This is a genomic window from Pontimicrobium sp. MEBiC06410 (assembly GCF_053601615.1).
On record NZ_JBSHNT010000147.1, the window covers coordinates 149,559 to 167,527 of the forward strand.

The following is a 17,969-nucleotide window of genomic DNA, read 5'->3' on the forward strand; positions in this document are numbered from 1 at the left end:
ACTTTTTACATCTTCATTTAATCCCTTTAAGCTTAAATTTGTTATATATCATGAATTTAAACCAGATCACCATAGCATCTATTAATATAAAAAAAGCTGTAGCGTTCTACAAAACGCTTGGCTTAAAACTTATAGTAGATGCTTTGCCAAGATATGTACGTTTTGAATGTCCAGATGGTAATGCCACATTTTCAATTCATGAAACAGAAACTATGACTCAAAATACTAATATTACCATTTATTTTGAAGATGATAATTTAGATGAATTGGTACAAAAACTTATAAAAAAAGGGGTTTCTTTTACTCAATTACCAGAGGATAAGCCTTGGTTATGGCGAGAGGCGCATTTAAAAGATTGTGATGGTAATACTATTATTTTATATAACGCTGGAGAAAACAGAAAAAATCCACCTTGGCGTATAAAAAACTAAGACTAAAAAAGCGCCGTTGAAAAAGGTTATTTCAGCGGCGCTTTAAAATATATTTTTAATTTATTTTAAAATTGAAAATTCTATATTAGAATCATTGAACACAGTGTGTGTTTGATTTTTAAAATCACTTTCTTTAGCTTTATATATATTTGGTACAAATGTTTGAGGGTTTAAATCTATAAGAGGGAACCATGTGCTTTGTACTTGTATTTGTAATTTATGCCCTGCTTTTATAGTATGGTATACATCTTGTAATTTAATCGTTACATCTGTTTTTTTATTTGGTGTAAATGGTTCTGGGGTTTCAAAACTATTTCTAAAACGCCCTCGCATGACCTCACTACGCACCATCATGTGGTAGTTACTTAATTTTAAATGGTCTTGCATACCTGTTTCTTGCTCTTCAATATCTCCTGGGTGTACATCTATAACCTTTACAACCCAATCGGCATCGGTTCCTGTTGTTGCTACTTTTAAATTTGCTAGAATGTCTCCTGCTAGTGTTAAATCTTCTTCTAACACATCTGTTTCAAAGACCAATACATCTGGACGTCTTGCTGCAAAACGCTGGTCGTCTGTCATGTATTTTCTAGGTGTAAACACTGTTTTAATATCTTCAGAATATGGTACAGGGCGTTCTAAATCGCTCACAAACGTTTCTTTAGTTGTTCCTTTTTTCTCTGTTGCCAAAACTTCTTTGTCGTTAAGGTAAAAAGTTTGCTTCGTAATTGCCTTTGGTGGCCACGACTCGAAACTACTCCATGTTTTCCTACCAGAATCGAATACATAAGCTTCTGGTAATCCTGAATTTTTGCTTCCATCTCCTTTTAAGAAATGATTAAAAAACTTGGTTTCTATATCTTTTTGAAAGTTTAACGATATCGAGTCTCCAAAATAATAGTTTCCTACATAGTTTTCTGTTTGAGAGCTTGCCCAACGTCCATGATCCCATGGGCCAAATACAATAGTATTGTAATTGTCTGGTTTCTGTTTTTCTATTGTTTTGTATGTTTCCAAAGGTCCATATAAATCTTCTGCATCAAAAAAACCTCCTACAATCATAGTAGCAACAGTTGATTTTACATTTTTTAAATTTTGTATTAATCCTTTAGGTTTCCATACTGTATCGTAATTAGGGTGGTTTACTATTTCTTTCCAAAATACATCATCGATTTTGTCTGATTTTGAAATTGATTTATCATCTGGTTTTTCATATTGAAAATAGCTGTTTAAATTACTTAATGGCCCTGCGTCTAAAAAGAACTGATATTGATCTTGTGTTCCTAACTCTGGTAATTTATACCATGTTGAATCTGTGGGTTTACTTTTTGATGTTCCGAATAAAGATATTGCTCTAAAATAACTTAATAAAAAGGCACCATTATGATGAAAATCGTCAAAAAAGAAATCGCCTATACAGGCTTGAGGTGATGCCGCTTTTAATGCTGGGTGCGCATCTATAGTGGAATAGGTTGCATAAAACCCTGGGTACGATATACCCCATGTTCCCACCCTACCGTTATTATTATCTACATTTTTTATTAACCAATCTATAGTATCATACGTATCTGAGGATTCATCAATATCATTATTATCTTTTTTATTTGGTATGTATGCACGCATGTTATCGTAAACACCTTCGCTCATCCAACGTCCGCGAACATCTTGATACACAATAATATTTCCTTCTTTCATTAAATGTGTGTTAGGTCCTATTTTTGTTTTGTATTTACCTTCTCCATACGGTTTGCTACTATAGGGTGTTCGCATCATTAATATAGGATACTCTTTGCTTGTATCTTTTGGAGAATAAATAGTGGTATGTAGTTTTATACCATCTCGCATTTCTATAGCTACTTCTTGTTTATTGTAGTTGTCTTGCACATAAGTATCTACCTCTGGTTTCTCTATTACTTCTGCTGTTTCGCTTTGTTTTTTATCGCAAGCAAAACATAGCAATACTAATACTAGTGAGAATTTAAAAAGATGTTTCATGTATTGTATTTATTTTAAAGTTGATTAGATTGTTTTTATTCGTTTTTACTTCTTGCAAAAACGTATTTAACAAATCGTTTTTTAATCTTTTTTGATTGACTAAATTTACAAAAAACAATTACTTATTTTGCCGTTATGAAACATATCGTAATATTTTTAACAGTTTTGTTACTTACAATAAGCTGTAAAGAAAAGGAAACTAAGGTTACAACAACATTACCAGAAGTTACTCAAAAACAATTTCCGAAATTAGAACCTAATCGTTATAATGTGGCATTTTTAATTATGGATGGTACTTACAATACCGAATTAACGGCTCCTTATGATATTTTTCAGCATACTATTTTTAGAGACAGTATAAAACCTATGAATGTTTTTACTGTTGCTAATACTGATAACGCTATTACATCTTTTGAAGGGATGCGTATTTTACCTGATTATAATTATACAAAAGATACTTTACCTAAAATTGATATTTTAGTTGTACCGAGTGCAGAACATCATTTAGATAGCGATTTAAAAGACAAAGCAATGTTAGATTTTGTAAAACAAGTAGATAAAAATGCTTTATTTGTTACTTCTCACTGCGATGGTGCTTTTGTTCTAGCAGAAGCGGGCCTATTAAACCATTCTGTTTCTACTACTTTCCCTAGCGATATAAATGCCATGAGAGTAATGTTTCCTGATTTAGACATAAGAGATCATGTTTTATTTGTTCATGATAAAAAATATATTACTTCTGCTGGTGGTGCTAAAAGTTTTGAAGCTGCTTTGTATTTATGCGAGTATTTATATGGAAAAAAAATTGCTCAGCAATTAGCTAATGGTTTAGTAATAGATTGGGATATTAATAATGTGCCTCATCTAATTATAGAGTAAAAAGTATTGTTTTTCATTTTTTAATTATCACCCAATTATAAAATTACAATTGCATATTAATACAGGTATTCAAGATTAAATAGACTAAACCTTAGTAATAGAATTATTTTTTACTACATGAGATAATACTATTTGCGTTTTTGTTTCTCCATAGACAATAAGTTCGTCTATAAAAGATTCTAAATGCTTTTGGTTTTTTAAAACAACTTCCATTACAATATTTTCATTCCCTGTAATTCTATAACAATTAATAACCTCATCATAGGTTTTTACTTTTTCTAAAAAAGGTTTTAACATACCCATAAAAGCTCGTAATGTTATAATTGCTTTTAATTGATACCCTGCTTCTAATGAAGATATAAATGTATTGTAACTTTCTATTATACCTAAATCTTCCATTTTCTTTATACGCTCGGAAACCGCAGGAGAAGTAATGCCAACTTGGCGCCCTATTTCAGCATTTGAAAGCCTTGCATTTTGCTGTAAGCACTTTAAAATTTTCCAATTCAGTGTATCTATACTCATTTTAAACAAAAATTAAATAAAATAATTAATTATTAAAGCAAATATATCATTTTACTTTAAATATTAAATTTGATTCCTAAAGCTTGTGAGTATTTTTGTATATATATCCATGAAAATTTAAAATGTTACCAAATATCCCATCTCATCTCTCTGAATCTCCTATTTATAAAAAGGCAGTGGATATTTTTGTTTTATCCAGACACATCTCGTCGTATATGAATAAAGATTTAGCTCCTTTAAAAGACGATGGTACAGAAGATAGAGCTATTTATTTTTCTGGAGATATTATTCAACAATCTGAATCATTAGCTCCAGAGATTGTTAAAGCTGAATTAGAGCGATACTCCGAAAAAAAGCATAGACACATTAGGTCTGTAAAAAGACTAACTAATAGGTTATATAAGAACTGTAAACGTTTAGAGCAATCTAACAGTGATGGAGTAGATTTTTTACCTATTTTAAGAAAAGAGCTTAATAAGTTTAAAAAACTACAACATACATGGACTTTAAAGTTTTAAATAGTGATTAAAACTTTATTTATTTTTAATGTTAATTCAAATATAAAAAGGGCTTTCAAATTAATGAAAGCCCTTTTATTATTTATAGATTAATTTATCTAATAATCTTATTTTCTTTTAACTACAATTCTTTTTGTAGCAGATACATTTTGAGAAGACACTTTTAAAATGTATACTCCTTCATTTAAGCTGCTTACATTTACTTTTTGTTCTTCTACTGGAGAGTTTAATGTTTCATTAATAACTCTTCTTCCTAACATATCATATAATTCAATATCTGCTCCTGCTTTTAAAAGATTACTTGTAGATTGAATTGTAATTTCGTTATCTGCTGGATTTGGATAAATAGCAAATACTTTATCTGCATCAAACTCTTCAACACTTAGTACATTTGTATTAAATTCTCCTTCTATAGTATCTAAATAAGCATCAGATCTATTTGTTTGACCCTCTGTAAGCATAAACATACATGCATCGTTTACATAATCCATAAAGTTCATTGTCAATGACGTATTTCCACACATAGAAACACCTCCTACAGCTGGACAGCCATAACTTGGTCCACTAATGTTAGGTGTATCTGCTACACTATCATCAGAACCACATCCTCCATTACCCCATGTGTGATCTAGGTTTAAAAAATGTCCTAGCTCGTGAGTTAATGTTCTCCCTAAATTATATGGTGCTCCAGGTACAACTCCTGGGCAACCTGCTCCAGAACCAAATGCAGACGTTGTCATTACAACAGTTGCTCCTGCTGCTGGACTACCTCCTAATGGAGAGTATCCTAAAATACCACCTCCAAGGTTTCTTACAACAAAGTTCATATAACCAGCCCAACTTGCATCGTTATCTGCAGGAGCTGCTCCTCCTCCAAAATTATATCCAATAGTTACTGCTGGCTCACCTTCTACTAAATCTGGATCTGTTCCAGCTGGGTGATTTTGTGTTGCTAATGTAAATTGCACATCTAAAGCTCCTGTATTAACGCCTGGGTAAAAAGCACTTGCTGCTGCCCATTGGTTTATATCTGCATTAGTTCCTCCAAAATCATTATTTAGTATGTCTATTTGACTTTGTGCCAAGGCTACTAAACAAGCTCTGTCTGCCTCACTTCCTGATTCGTAGTGAACAGCTACGGGAATAAATAAAGTGGCCATTGCACTTCTATTACTTACACCTGAGGCTCTTAATTCTAAGTTTTCTTTAAACTTAGCTTGGCGTGCTTCATATTGAGCTCTAAATTCAGGATTTTGTAATCGTTCTTGCATGTAAGCATCTGTACCACATGTACGTTGTTGCTGTGCAAAACTAACTAATCCTATAGAAAGGAAAGCTAATAAAAAAGTAGTTTTCAAATTCATATTCAATGATTTTTAATAGTTTATATTTTATTATAATAAAAACAGCTAATATATGGTTTACCCTACTATTAAGAAATAAAAAAATCCAAAATATACTATTTTGGATTTTTATTCCTATGTTATAAATGGCTTACATATTTCTTCTATACTGTCCTCCTACCTCAAATAATGCTGAAGTAATTTCTCCTAAAGAACAAACTTTACATACATCCATTAATGCTTCAAAAATATTCTCATTATTTATAGCTTTATGCTGTAATTCTTTGAGTAGCTCTCTCGTATCGTTAGCTTTATGTAAATTCTCTAATGTTTTTATTTGGAATAACTTTTCTTCTTCTGTAGCTCGAATCACTTCTTTAGGTACTACTGTTGGCGAGCCTTTACTGCTTAAAAATGTATTGACGCCCACTATAGGGAAATCGCCATTGTGTTTTAACGTTTCATAATACAGGCTTTCTTCTTGTATTTTAGAACGTTGATACATCGTTTCCATAGCTCCTAAAACACCTCCTCGTTCTGTAATACGATCAAATTCCATTAACACCGCTTCTTCAACTAACTCTGTTAATTCTTCTATAATAAAGGCACCTTGAATTGGGTTTTCGTTTTTAGCTAATCCTAATTCTTTATTTATAATTAATTGAATAGCCATTGCACGACGTACAGATTCTTCTGTTGGTGTTGTAATCGCTTCATCGTAAGCATTGGTATGCAACGAGTTACAGTTATCGTATATAGCGTATAATGCTTGTAAGGTTGTACGTATATCGTTAAAATCTATTTCCTGTGCATGTAAACTACGCCCAGAAGTTTGTATATGGTATTTAAGCATTTGCGCTCTGGCATTGGCTCCATATTTATGTTTTAAAGCTTTTGCCCATATTTTACGAGCAACTCTACCTATAACTGCATATTCTGGATCGATACCATTAGAGAAAAAGAACGATAAGTTTGGGCCAAACTTATTAATGTCCATGCCTCTAGATAAATAATACTCTACATAGGTAAACCCATTAGAGAGTGTTAATGCTAATTGCGTGATTGGGTTAGCTCCTGCTTCTGCAATATGATATCCTGAGATAGATACAGAGTAGAAGTTACGTACATTATTATCTATAAAATATTCTTGTACATCTCCCATTAATCGTAAAGCAAATTCTGTAGAGAATATACAGGTATTTTGCGCTTGATCTTCTTTTAATATATCTGCTTGTACGGTTCCACGTACTTGTGCTATGGTTTTTGTTTTTATATCTAAATAAACATCTTTTGGTAATACTTGGTCTCCTGTTACACCTAATAACATTAAACCTAAACCATCGTTACTTTCTGGTAATTCTCCGTTATATACTGGACGTTCTTTATTTTTATATAGTTTAGCTATTTTTGCTTCTACCTCTTTTTCTAGTCCGTTTTCTTTAATGTAAATTTCACATTGTTGATCTATAGCGGCATTCATAAAGAACCCTAATAGCATTGGTGCTGGTCCATTTATCGTCATACTTACCGAGGTCATTACGTGTGCTAAATTAAATCCTGAATATAATTTTTTAGCATCGTCTAAGCAACAAATAGAAACTCCTGCATTTCCAATTTTACCATAAATATCTGGCCTATGGTCTGGGTCGTTACCGTATAATGTAACACTATCGAATGCTGTAGATAATCGTTTTGCTGGTAATCCTGCACTTACATAATGGAAACGTCTGTTTGTTCTTTCTGGCCCTCCTTCTCCTGCAAACATTCTTGCTGGATCTTCACCTGTACGTTTAAAAGGGTATAATCCTGATGTATACGGGAATTCTCCAGGTACATTTTCTTGTAGACACCATTTTAAGATATCTCCCCAAGCTTGGTACTTTGGTAATGCTACTTTTGGGATATCTAACTGAGATAATGATTTGGTGTGTGTTTCTATTTTTATTTCCTTATCTCTTACTTTAAAGGTATAGATAGGATTTTTATATTTGTTTACTTTCTCGTCCCAACCCATGATAACTTCCCAGTTATATGGATCTAGATTTAACTTTACGCGATCGAATTCTGCTACTAATAGTTTTACAAAGTCTTTATTTTCTTCTGTACTTTCATTTAGCGATTCTGAATTTATCCCTGCTTTATCTAAACCTGGTGTTGTTTCTAATACAGATTCTAATGTTTTATAGATTCCGTATAGTTTTTGCGCTACTTCTACTTGTGCATTAGCCGTTTTGTCGTACGCACGGTTATTTTCTGCTATTTCTGATAAGTATCTGGTTCTGCTTGGAGGAATTACAAAAATCTTTTCGCTCATTTCATCCGAAATATGAAAGCTAGATTTTAATTGAGAATCTGCCTTTTCTACCAATTTATCCATAACCGCTTTGTAAAGCGTATTCATTCCTGGATCGTTAAATTGTGAGGCTATGGTTCCATAAATTGGCAACTCGTCTTGTGGTGTATCCCACAAATTATTGTTACGCATGTACTGTTTTTTTACATCGCGTAATGCGTCTAGCGACCCTCTTTTATCGAACTTGTTAATTGCTACTAAATCGGCAAAATCTAACATATCGATTTTCTCCAACTGCGTTGCTGCTCCAAACTCTGGTGTCATAACATATAATGCCACATCACTGTGCTCCATTATTTCTGTGTCTGACTGCCCAATTCCTGAGGTTTCTAAAATAATTAAATCGAATTCTGCAGCTTTTAAAACTTGCACGGCTTCATTTACATATTTAGATAAGGCTAAGTTAGATTGTCGTGTTGCCAAACTACGCATATATACTCTAGGGGAGTTAATAGCATTCATACGAATACGGTCTCCTAATAATGCGCCTCCGGTTTTACGTTTTGAAGGATCTACAGATACTAACCCTATAGTTTTTTCTGGAAAATCTATTAAAAAACGACGTACTAACTCATCTACTAAAGACGACTTCCCTGCTCCTCCTGTTCCTGTAATTCCTAAAACTGGAGTTTTAGAATCTGCATTTTTAATATGTATTTTATCTAAGGCATCTTTGGCCACTTCTGGAAAGTTTTCTGCTGAAGATATTACTCTTGCTATAGCTTTTGGGTTCTTCTCTGACAAATGCTCTACCTCTCCATTAAGTTTATCGCCAATGGCGAAATCAGATTTTTCTACTAAATCGTTAATCATACCTTGTAATCCCATTTCACGTCCATCGTCTGGCGAATATATTCGTGAAATACCATAATCCATTAAATCTTTAATTTCTGAAGGTAAAATAACACCGCCTCCGCCTCCAAAGATCTGGATGTGGCCTGCGCCTTTTTCCTTAAGCAAATCGTACATATATTTAAAGTACTCATTATGTCCTCCTTGATACGAGGTTAAACAAATTGCATTTGCATCTTCTTGAATTGCTGTATTAACAACTTCCTCTACGCTACGATCATGCCCTAAATGTATTACTTCTACTCCTGTAGATTGAATAATTCTACGCATTATGTTAATTGAGGCATCGTGTCCATCAAAAAGTGCTGCAGCCGTAACAATTCTTACTTTGTACTTTGGCTTATATGGTTTTGCTTGTATCATTCGTGATTTTTAATCCGTTTTAAGGTTGCAATTTACGAAATATTCAAAAAAATAGACGAATTATATGTAATTATCTAATGATGCTTATATAAACTCTTTTCTCTTTTTTAATCTTAATTTTTAGTTTATTGACTTTTAATTGCATACTAAATTCTGTTTAGTATTTTTTTGGTATGTCTTTTGAAATAGTTTCGTTATATAATATATCTTTGATAAACATATAAATCTCAAATTATGATACGTAAATTTTTAGCCTTCTTTTTAATTATTAACTTAACTGCTTGTGCAGAATTACAACAGGTTGTAAACCAATTACCACAAGGTGGCGGTGTTTTAAGTAATACCGATATTGCTTCTGGGCTTCGTGAAGCTCTTGATTTTGGTATAGACAAACAAGTAAGTAAGCTTACTTTAAAAGATGGTTTTTATAAAAATGACTTAGTGAAAATTTTACTCCCAGATGAGCTACAAAAAGTAGATAAAGCACTTAGAGATATTGGCTTAGGCAGCTTGGCAGACGATGGCTTAAAAGTATTAAACCGTGCTGCTGAAGACGCTGTAAAGGAAGCGACTCCTATTTTTGTAAACGCGGTTAAGGATATTACATTTGCTGATGCAAAAAACATTTTATTAGGCAATGATGATGCAGCAACACAATACTTAACTGGAAAAACACAAACTGCTTTATATGCAAAATTTAATCCTGTTATTAAAAACTCGTTTAGTAAAGTTGGGGCCGATAAAATATGGGCAAATTTAATTAACAAGTACAATTCTATTCCTTTTACTAATAATGTAAACCCAGATTTAACAGATTATGTTACTACCGAGGCTTTAGATGGCGTTTATAAAATGATTGCTGTTGAAGAAGGTAAAATTAGAAACAAGTTAGAGTCTCGTACTACTACATTATTAAAGAAAGTGTTTGCTTTACAGGATTAAGCTAACTATTACTTATATAAATAAAAGACAGCCTAGAAGCCTTTATATTTTTTTAACGAATTAATATTTAACAGCTCTTTTAGCCTGTCTTTTTTACGTTGTGCTATTGGTAAATTACTCCCATCACTCATTAAGACATAACCTCCATCTTTTTTAATATATGATTTTAAGTAAGCTAAATTTATTAAATGAGATTGGTGTATACGCTCGAACCCATGAACCGTTAATAACTCTTCATACTCTTTTAATGTTTTAGAGATTAAAATAGGTTTTTGATTTTTAAAATAAAATTGTGTGTAATTATCTTTACTCTCACATCTTATAATGTTTTTTATTTCAAAAAGATGAATCCCATTAGCTGTTGATAATGCTATACGCTCAAAAGTATTGGTATTTCTGCTTAAATTTTCTAAAAGCAACTTAATGTTTGAGTAATTCGAAGTGTAAGCAATTTGTTTTTTAAGCTTTCTTATAACTTCTTTTAGTTCATCTGGATCTATTGGTTTTAATAAAAAATCTAATGCACTAAAACGAAATGCTTTTATAGCATATTTTTCGTAAGCAGTTACAAATACAATATTCGTTTTTACTTCTCCTTCAATTTTTGAAATCCTTTCTAAAATATCAAACCCTGTTCCTTTTGTTAATTGTATATCTAAAAAGACAGCTAATGGCTTTTTAGATATAATTTCTGTTACACCTTCTATAACATTATCTGCTTCTCCTACAATTATTATATCTGGTGCATAACGAGATAATAACCCTCGCATGCTATTACGCAGGTTTATATCATCATCTATTATTACGGCAGTAATCATAATTAACTTGTATATTGAATTGGTAATATTACAGTTACTATAGTTCCTTTACTATTTTTAAACTCATCATTAATTTGATTTGTCTCTAATTTTGCTATGCTTTTAGTTTTTCTTGCTATTACCTCTAGTCGTTTTTTAATAATACTAATTGCCATAGATTTATGGACATTAACATACTCTTTTTTATTTTCAATAGAATTATTAATACCAATACCATTATCTTGTATTTTACAGATAATTTTATTTTTATCATCTAAAGTGAAACTAACTTCTATTATGCCCTTTTTTTCTTGAGGAATAATGCCATGATTTATTGCATTTTCTATTAACGGTTGAATTAATAAAGGCGGAATCATAATATCATCGTCTATATCTTGAGATTTTTTAATTGTAAAATAAAACTTATCATCGAAACGCAATGCTTCTAATTCTAAGTAATTCTGAAGACTTTCTATTTCTTTTTCTATAGGAATTAATGATTCTTGTGAATATTCTAAAGTCAACCTCATTAATTTTGAAAATTTGGCTAGATATTTAACCCCTCTGTCTGTTTCATTATTTATCATAAAACCAGAAACTGCGCCTAGGCAATTAAAAATAAAATGAGGATTCATTTGCAAATACAACGCCTTTTGTTTGTATGTCATTAATTCATTGCGCAACCTTAATTTATCATAATGTAGCTTATATAAACTAAAGAGAAGTAAAAAAAGTATTGTTATTAATGCTACAGATAATATTGTTGTTAATTGATTATATGCTGGTTTTGGTTTTACTGTTTTTAAGTCTTTTATACTTTCTTTTTCCCTTTTAAAGCTATTTACTTGATATTCCCGTTTACTTCTTATAACCTTTGAAGTAAATGTTGCATCATATTTTGTATACTTAATAAAATCTACAGCAGGATTAAAAGTTACAGTATTTAATATTTTGTTCTGAGATTCTAATCCATTAAAGGTAAATATTAGAATTACAAAGCTTACATTTAAATATTTCATTTTATAAAGGTTAATACACAAATGTAGCATTTAGCTTACCTAAACTTATACTTAAATTAGAATTTGCCTTGTATGACTTAGAATTTAAAGAACAGACTAAATATTTTCTTTTTCTAACTAAAAAATATTATAATTATATAAAATAGATTACGTTATTATCTGTTTTTTTTATACAATCCATCAAAAGCCACAGTAATTTCTGTTCCATTGGTAATGGTTTCCCATAATTGACGAACTGAGCCATCTTCATTTAAAGTCCAAGTAACCCGATGAATAAAAGGTTGCCCTTTTGGGTTTTTAGCCACATCGGTTTGTAAAATCATTTGGTTACCTTTTCTGTTCCCCTTTAAATGCAAGCTTCCGCCTTGATTATCTATCCAAATTTGTTCCCATTGCTTTTTTGAGGCATTATAGAAGTTATTACTTGTACCAGTATACTTCCCTTTGGCACTTGTCCAGTTCTCTCTAAGAATACATTCGTCCTGTATTTTATCTATTACATTTTTTCCTGCTAGTGTTCCATCTGGATTTGTAACCTCCCATGTTCCAATCCAAAAATCGAAAGCTTTATGGTTTTCTGTGCAACATTTACAATTTTCTTGAGCCTTACTAGTCATTACAGTCAAGCATAAAAACAACGTTATAATAATAGGTTTCATAAGTTTTATTTTGATTAGTTTGTTTTAATAAAAATATTATAAATGATATAACATAAGTCTAACATTAACATAACATTATAAAAACTAAACTAATATACTTTTGTACAGCAAGTAGATTTTCTCACATATTACTTGAATTAGTTAATTTAGTAATATAAAACCAATTCTATCTAGAATTGGTTTTGTGTATTTGGTAATATATTAATGAAAATTAATACTAGTAAAAAAACACTAAGTATTATATCTTTTTCTAATAAGCGCCTCATATAGCAAAAAAAAATAAAGCTAACTTTTTAATTATCAATAAATAACGTATATTTAATACAATATAACCAACTAAATAAATGAAGCGTAAAGATCTATTAAAACAGCACCAGCAAAAACTTAACAAGCGCTACAAGCAACTTGTTGAGCAAGCTTATAATTTAAGGCAGACAGACCATGCTTTAAGCGATGACTCTGAATATAAAGCAATGAAACTGCTTAATAAGTTAAATAAATTAAAATTTCTTTCTAGAGAGAATTCACAGCCTATTTCTTAAAGTTTTAAAGTAATCGAAAGCTTTCACTAATCTAGAACCATACCAAGAGAAATATTCTCCATCTACAAATATTGTTTTTGCATGGTGAGAAACTCGACCAACTTCAAACGCATGTTCATCTTTAAAAGGGTAAGGTTCGCTAGACAGTAGTATTAATTCTGGATCTCCTTCTAACTGAATTTTGTTTATATCTACTTCTGGATAGCGCTCTAAGTTTCCATAAATATTTTCGAACTTATTAAGTGTTAGCAAATAGTTTATAAATGTTGTATTACCTGCTACCATCCAAGGGTTTCTCCAAATAAAATAAGCCACTTTATACGATGGTTTATTGTTTATATAAGCAAGAAAATCATTAAGATTAAATGTTATTTTATTGGCTATTTTATTGGCCTCAGTTCTTTTATTAAATAAAACACCATATTGGGTAATTAGCGCTATACAATCTTTTATTGTAAATATATCTGAAACATGTACCGTACATATAGCGTTACAGGCTTCAACTATTTCCTTTGTATTTTCTTCTTTATTACATAGAATAATATCTGGATTGAGCGCCTTAATTTTATCTATTTTAATATTTTTAGTTCCTCCAACAATAGCTTTTGTACTTTTTAAATGATATGGATGTACACAGAACTTTGTAAGCCCTACTATTTGCTCTTCTAATCCTAGATCGAAAAGCAATTCTGTTTGAGATGGCACTAAACTCACTATGCGCTTAGGCACTTGTTTCAAAACAAGCTCCTTCCCTATTTGATCTACTATTTTTACAGTTTTTTCCATTTAGAAAAAATAATAGATTCTAGATTAATTCTTTGTTAAAATAAGTTCCATTTGTTGTTGTAGTTCTTTTGCTTTTTCTGCAGCAGCTTCAGCAAAATCAACTTCATTAGAAGCATAAATAATGCCTCTAGATGAGTTTATTAATAAACCTATGTTTTTATTCATACCATACTTACATACATCTTGTAAGTTCCCACCTTGTGCTCCAACACCAGGGACTAATAAAAAAGAGTCTGGAACTATAGCTCTTATCTCTTGAAAATATTCTGCTTTGGTAGCCCCAACAACATACATCAAGTTTTCAGCATTTTGCCATGTTTTTGAGGTTTCTAATACTTGTTTATACATTTCCTTTTTACCTTCGATGGTTTGGGTTTGAAAATCGAAAGCGCCTTTATTTGAAGTTAAAGCTAACATAATTGTATGTTTATCTTTAAAGTCTAGAAAAGGTTCTACAGAGTCCTGCCCCATATATGGTGCAACAGTAACGCTATCGAATGCTAAATCTTCAAAAAATGCTTTAGCATACATAGTACTTGTATTACCTATGTCTCCTCGTTTGGCATCTGCAATTGTAAATTGCTCTGGATATGTTTCATTTAAATATTTAATTGTTTTTTCAAGTGCTTTCCAACCTTTTAAGCCATAAGCTTCATAAAATGCTGTGTTGGGTTTGTAGCCCACACATAAATGGTGTGTGGCGTCTATAATAGCTTTATTAAATGCAAATATTGGATCCTCTTCTTGTAAAAGGTGTTTGGGTATTTTATTTAAATCCACATCTAAACCGATGCATAGAAAAGATTGCTTTGTTTTTATTTGGTTAACCAAATCTGTAGTAGTCATATTTTAAGCTTCTATATAAAGTTATATATATTAAAAAAACGATTCTCTTTTTTTAAAATTCATGGAAACAAATATACTAGTATTAAACAAGCTATCATACTTTAATATAGCTCATAACTTTGACCCTTTTACAATTTCAAAAAAACATTTTGTTTTTAAGCCTTTTACTCTACTCTATGCTGATGTTATTTTATCGTTAAATATTCATAATTGTCAGCTTGCTAACACTATATTAAATAAAAAAATGTATACCTAATTTATTCGACAAAACGCATATTTAAACGATTAAAAGCAATTTGAGTTATGTAAATTTGATCTTGTAATTTTATAGATGTAACTGTTTGAGTTTTTTCTAGATAAAAATTTAAATGTGATCTAGACACATTTTGTATACAGCTACACAATAAATTTTACATATCAACATATTCACTATTATCTGTTTTAGCTACTCAGAATAATATTAATATTTTGATTTTTTTAGTACTAAAATTGGAATCCCTTTAACCAATTAATTGTATGTAAATACACATGCAGTTATATTTCATTCCCTAACTGAGCAGAAGAATTCCTTATTATTTTTAACGACATTTAAGATTACTTACATTGTATTATATGCTAAATATAATGGTATCGCTTATGTAAATTTTTGTCGTAATTAAACATTAATTTAACTTATTAAAACAATGAAACACTTTATAAATAAAGCAACTATTTTAGTTGCTACGCTTGTAATAATAGTAATGTATTCGTTTAAGGCTACATCTACAAATAAAAAAAACATAGAGATAAAATACAAAAACTCTATTGTAAGCTATTATGGCTCTAAAACGGTAACAGAAAAAGAGCTACTAAAAAATGCTAAACTTATAGATATTGCAGATAGACGTTTTGAAACGAAATGGCAGAACAAAGATGCAAAGGGCATCTCTGAAGAATACACCACTAAAGATGCTGTTTTTATGAAACCTGGTAAGAAACCCAGACTAGGCAGAAAAGAAATTGAAAAAGAGTTTTCTGAAAGTGTAAAGGCTGTAGATAGAGTAGAATTCTTTCAAGATGAACTAGAATTTTTTGGTGATATGGACGTTGCATTTCAACGTTGCCACATGCTAGGTTACGTTAATTCTAAAACCGAACATGTATTCGAAGGCTCTTATGTTATTCTTTGGAAAAAAGAGAAGAATAATTGGCTTATTGAATACGACATGTTTAATTCAGACAACTAAAAGCAACAATAATACACTAGTTTTTAGGTAAAGTTTCAGTTAAAAGAAACAATTATATGTTTTGTTTTAAAAACAAAGCACAGAACTTTCTATGCTTTTTTTCTACTCAAAAGCAGACTACACTGAGAATTTTAAAGATCTATTAGACTAGTACAAATACAACAATTATGAATACACAACACTCAAAAATTGCATCTGCTGCAAGAAAATATGGCACACCTGCATACATATATGATGGAGAAAAACTAGTAAACAATTATTACATGTTAAGAAATGCTTTACCTAATTGTGTCGACATTTTCTATGCACTAAAGGTTAACCCAAACATGTCTTTAGTAAAGCTATTACGTTCTAAAGGCGCATGTACAGAAGCTTGCTCTGTTACCGAAATGGAAATAGCTTTAAAAGCTGGTTCTACTCCAGAAGACATTATTTTTCTAGGGCCCTGCAAAAAAGATTACGAACTAAAAAGAGCAATTGATCTCAATATTTTTGCCTTAGTTGTAGAATCTGAAGATGAGCTTACTCGTATTTCTAACTTTGCGAAAGAAGCTAATAAAACTGTAAATATAGCAATACGTATAAATCCAGATTTTTCGGCTGAGGGTTCTCCTTGGAAAATGGGTGGACGACCAACTCAATTTGGAATAGATGAAAAACATGCTATTGAAAACTTTGGAACTTATTTAAAAACACCCCATGTTAATATTAGAGGCATACATGTATACAATGGAACTAGCATATTAGATGCTAAATCTGTCTACGAAAACACTAAATATATTTTAGGTTTATACCGCACTATAACCAAGCGTTACAATACAAAATTTACAATGGTAGATATTGGTGGCGGTATGGGGATTCCTTATTTCCAAAACCAAACACCATTAAACATTGATGAGTTTGCTAATTTAATGAAGCCGCTTTGTAATACCTTCCATGAGGAGTTTCCAGAAACACGAATTATAATGGAGTCTGGTCGTTATATTATTGGTACAGCTGGCCACATGGCTGTAGAGGTCAATAACATTAAAATTAACCACAATAAAACTTATGTAGTTACAGATGGGGGTACAAATTGTCACTCGGCAGCAGCTGGTTCAGGCCGTGTTGTAAAGCGTAATTTTCCTATGTTAAATATTACAGCTCCTACAAACGCAGAAGAAAAAGAATACCAAGTTGCCGGCCCTTTATGTAGCCCAGATGATATTATTGGTAGAAATATAAAGCTTAAAGAAGTTAAAGTTTCAGATATTTTAATAGTAGAATCTTCAGGCGCCTATGGCCCTACATCATCACCAGGTCTTTTCCATAGCCATGGGTTTCCTGCCGAAGTATTGTTATACAAAGGTAAAACTCATTTAATACGTAAAAAAGATACTACTAAGACTATCATGGATATGCAAATACTAGTAGACTTTAAAACACCAACACCAATTTTAAATTAATTAAGACATCATGGACACAGCAATATTAAACACTATAAAAGAAGGGTTAATGGACAGCATCCCTAACCTAAATAAAGATTCAATCACTCTAGAATCGCATTTAAAAAATGATTTAGGAATTGACTCTTTATCCTCTATGTTCTTTTTAACATATTTGGAAGATAACATCAATGGATTTGAAGTGAATGCAGATACTATTGAAGCTAAACATTTTAATACATTACAAACTATTTATGATTATCTTTTATCAGAGGTTAAACAATTAACTTAATCATTTAAGAAGTAAAGAGTACTTGCCTTCCTGTTTAGTTCTTTTGCTATATATAGTGCAAGATACTCTTTACTTTATTCATTTAATTAAGCAACTTCAGTCTATAAAATAAAGTATAGACACGCATTAACTACTAGATTATTTTAGATACACCGAAAAACACATATCTAGATAGCA

General features: G+C 31.1%; 17 protein-coding genes. 8 read left to right on the forward strand and 9 right to left on the reverse strand.

All coding sequences use genetic code 11. The annotated features are described in order from the left end of the window. Nucleotides 1-50 precede the first annotated feature (50 nt). Nucleotides 51-431, forward strand: a complete 381-nt coding sequence (locus tag ACVC08_RS08045) for a VOC family protein (protein WP_452601659.1) — start codon at nucleotides 51-53, stop codon at nucleotides 429-431. 60 nt (nucleotides 432-491) lie between these two features. Here ACVC08_RS08045 and ACVC08_RS08050 read toward each other — a convergent pair whose 3' ends face one another. Beyond that, entirely contained in the window at nucleotides 492-2,426 is a 1,935-nt protein-coding gene (locus tag ACVC08_RS08050; RefSeq protein WP_452601660.1) for a CocE/NonD family hydrolase, read from the reverse strand. A gap of 135 nt (nucleotides 2,427-2,561) precedes the next feature. Here ACVC08_RS08050 and ACVC08_RS08055 point away from each other — a divergent pair, with 135 nt between their 5' ends. Beyond that, entirely contained in the window at nucleotides 2,562-3,305 is a 744-nt protein-coding gene (locus tag ACVC08_RS08055; RefSeq protein WP_452601661.1) for a DJ-1/PfpI family protein, read from the forward strand. Nucleotides 3,306-3,389: 84 nt separating this feature from the next. Here the strand turns inward: ACVC08_RS08055 and ACVC08_RS08060 are convergent, their stop codons facing one another. Then, nucleotides 3,390-3,830 (reverse strand): Lrp/AsnC family transcriptional regulator, encoded by a 441-nt coding sequence (locus tag ACVC08_RS08060; RefSeq protein ID WP_452596490.1) that lies wholly within the window; start codon nucleotides 3,828-3,830, stop codon nucleotides 3,390-3,392. 122 nt (nucleotides 3,831-3,952) lie between these two features. On the opposite strand from ACVC08_RS08060, the gene ACVC08_RS08065 reads away from it, so the two are divergent. Further along, complete coding sequence (locus tag ACVC08_RS08065) at nucleotides 3,953-4,348, forward strand: hypothetical protein (protein WP_452601662.1); 396 nt, start codon at nucleotides 3,953-3,955, stop codon at nucleotides 4,346-4,348. A 107-nt stretch (nucleotides 4,349-4,455) separates the two neighbouring features. On the opposite strand, the gene ACVC08_RS08070 is transcribed toward ACVC08_RS08065, so the two are convergent. Further along, the gene (locus ACVC08_RS08070) at nucleotides 4,456-5,712 is read right to left on the reverse strand and encodes a zinc-dependent metalloprotease (protein ID WP_452598146.1); all 1,257 of its coding nucleotides are present in this window, start codon (nucleotides 5,710-5,712) and stop codon (nucleotides 4,456-4,458) included. Between the two features lie 130 nt (nucleotides 5,713-5,842). Beyond that, nucleotides 5,843-9,259, reverse strand: coding sequence for a methylmalonyl-CoA mutase family protein (locus ACVC08_RS08075; protein ID WP_452601663.1), 3,417 nt, complete (start codon nucleotides 9,257-9,259; stop codon nucleotides 5,843-5,845). 234 nt (nucleotides 9,260-9,493) lie between these two features. On the opposite strand from ACVC08_RS08075, the gene ACVC08_RS08080 reads away from it, so the two are divergent. Beyond that, entirely contained in the window at nucleotides 9,494-10,201 is a 708-nt protein-coding gene (locus tag ACVC08_RS08080) for a DUF4197 domain-containing protein (RefSeq protein WP_452601664.1), read from the forward strand. A gap of 32 nt (nucleotides 10,202-10,233) precedes the next feature. Here ACVC08_RS08080 and ACVC08_RS08085 read toward each other — a convergent pair whose 3' ends face one another. From ACVC08_RS08085 to ACVC08_RS08095, 3 genes are all read right to left on the reverse strand, one after another. Beyond that, a complete protein-coding gene (locus ACVC08_RS08085) occupies nucleotides 10,234-11,019 on the reverse strand; it encodes a LytR/AlgR family response regulator transcription factor (RefSeq protein ID WP_452601665.1) in 786 nt (261 codons plus the stop codon). A 2-nt stretch (nucleotides 11,020-11,021) separates the two neighbouring features. After that, the gene (locus tag ACVC08_RS08090) at nucleotides 11,022-12,017 is read right to left on the reverse strand and encodes a sensor histidine kinase (protein WP_452601666.1); all 996 of its coding nucleotides are present in this window, start codon (nucleotides 12,015-12,017) and stop codon (nucleotides 11,022-11,024) included. Between the two features lie 155 nt (nucleotides 12,018-12,172). After that, a complete protein-coding gene (locus tag ACVC08_RS08095) occupies nucleotides 12,173-12,676 on the reverse strand; it encodes a hypothetical protein (RefSeq protein WP_452601667.1) in 504 nt (167 codons plus the stop codon). Between the two features lie 344 nt (nucleotides 12,677-13,020). Here ACVC08_RS08095 and ACVC08_RS08100 point away from each other — a divergent pair, with 344 nt between their 5' ends. After that, nucleotides 13,021-13,218 carry a Lacal_2735 family protein gene (locus ACVC08_RS08100; RefSeq protein WP_452598360.1) on the forward strand — a complete coding sequence of 66 codons (198 nt, stop codon included), beginning with the start codon at nucleotides 13,021-13,023 and terminating at the stop codon, nucleotides 13,216-13,218. On the opposite strand, the gene ACVC08_RS08105 is transcribed toward ACVC08_RS08100, so the two are convergent. Then, nucleotides 13,201-14,004, reverse strand: a complete 804-nt coding sequence (locus ACVC08_RS08105; RefSeq protein WP_452598361.1) for an ABC transporter substrate-binding protein — start codon at nucleotides 14,002-14,004, stop codon at nucleotides 13,201-13,203. The two genes, ACVC08_RS08100 and ACVC08_RS08105, sit on opposite strands and share 18 nt — an antisense overlap. 24 nt (nucleotides 14,005-14,028) lie before the next feature. Then, the gene (gene pyrF, locus ACVC08_RS08110; protein WP_452601668.1) at nucleotides 14,029-14,850 is read right to left on the reverse strand and encodes an orotidine-5'-phosphate decarboxylase; all 822 of its coding nucleotides are present in this window, start codon (nucleotides 14,848-14,850) and stop codon (nucleotides 14,029-14,031) included. A gap of 683 nt (nucleotides 14,851-15,533) precedes the next feature. Between pyrF and ACVC08_RS08115 the strand changes: the two genes are divergently transcribed. The 3 genes from ACVC08_RS08115 (at nucleotide 15,534) to ACVC08_RS08125 (ending at nucleotide 17,792) form a co-directional block, all read left to right on the forward strand. Then, nucleotides 15,534-16,076, forward strand: a complete 543-nt coding sequence (locus ACVC08_RS08115; protein ID WP_452598363.1) for a YybH family protein — start codon at nucleotides 15,534-15,536, stop codon at nucleotides 16,074-16,076. A gap of 167 nt (nucleotides 16,077-16,243) precedes the next feature. Beyond that, nucleotides 16,244-17,521 (forward strand): diaminopimelate decarboxylase, encoded by a 1,278-nt coding sequence (lysA, locus tag ACVC08_RS08120; protein WP_452601669.1) that lies wholly within the window; start codon nucleotides 16,244-16,246, stop codon nucleotides 17,519-17,521. Nucleotides 17,522-17,531: 10 nt separating this feature from the next. After that, a complete protein-coding gene (locus tag ACVC08_RS08125; protein ID WP_452601671.1) occupies nucleotides 17,532-17,792 on the forward strand; it encodes an acyl carrier protein in 261 nt (86 codons plus the stop codon). Nucleotides 17,793-17,969: the final 177 nt, after the last annotated feature.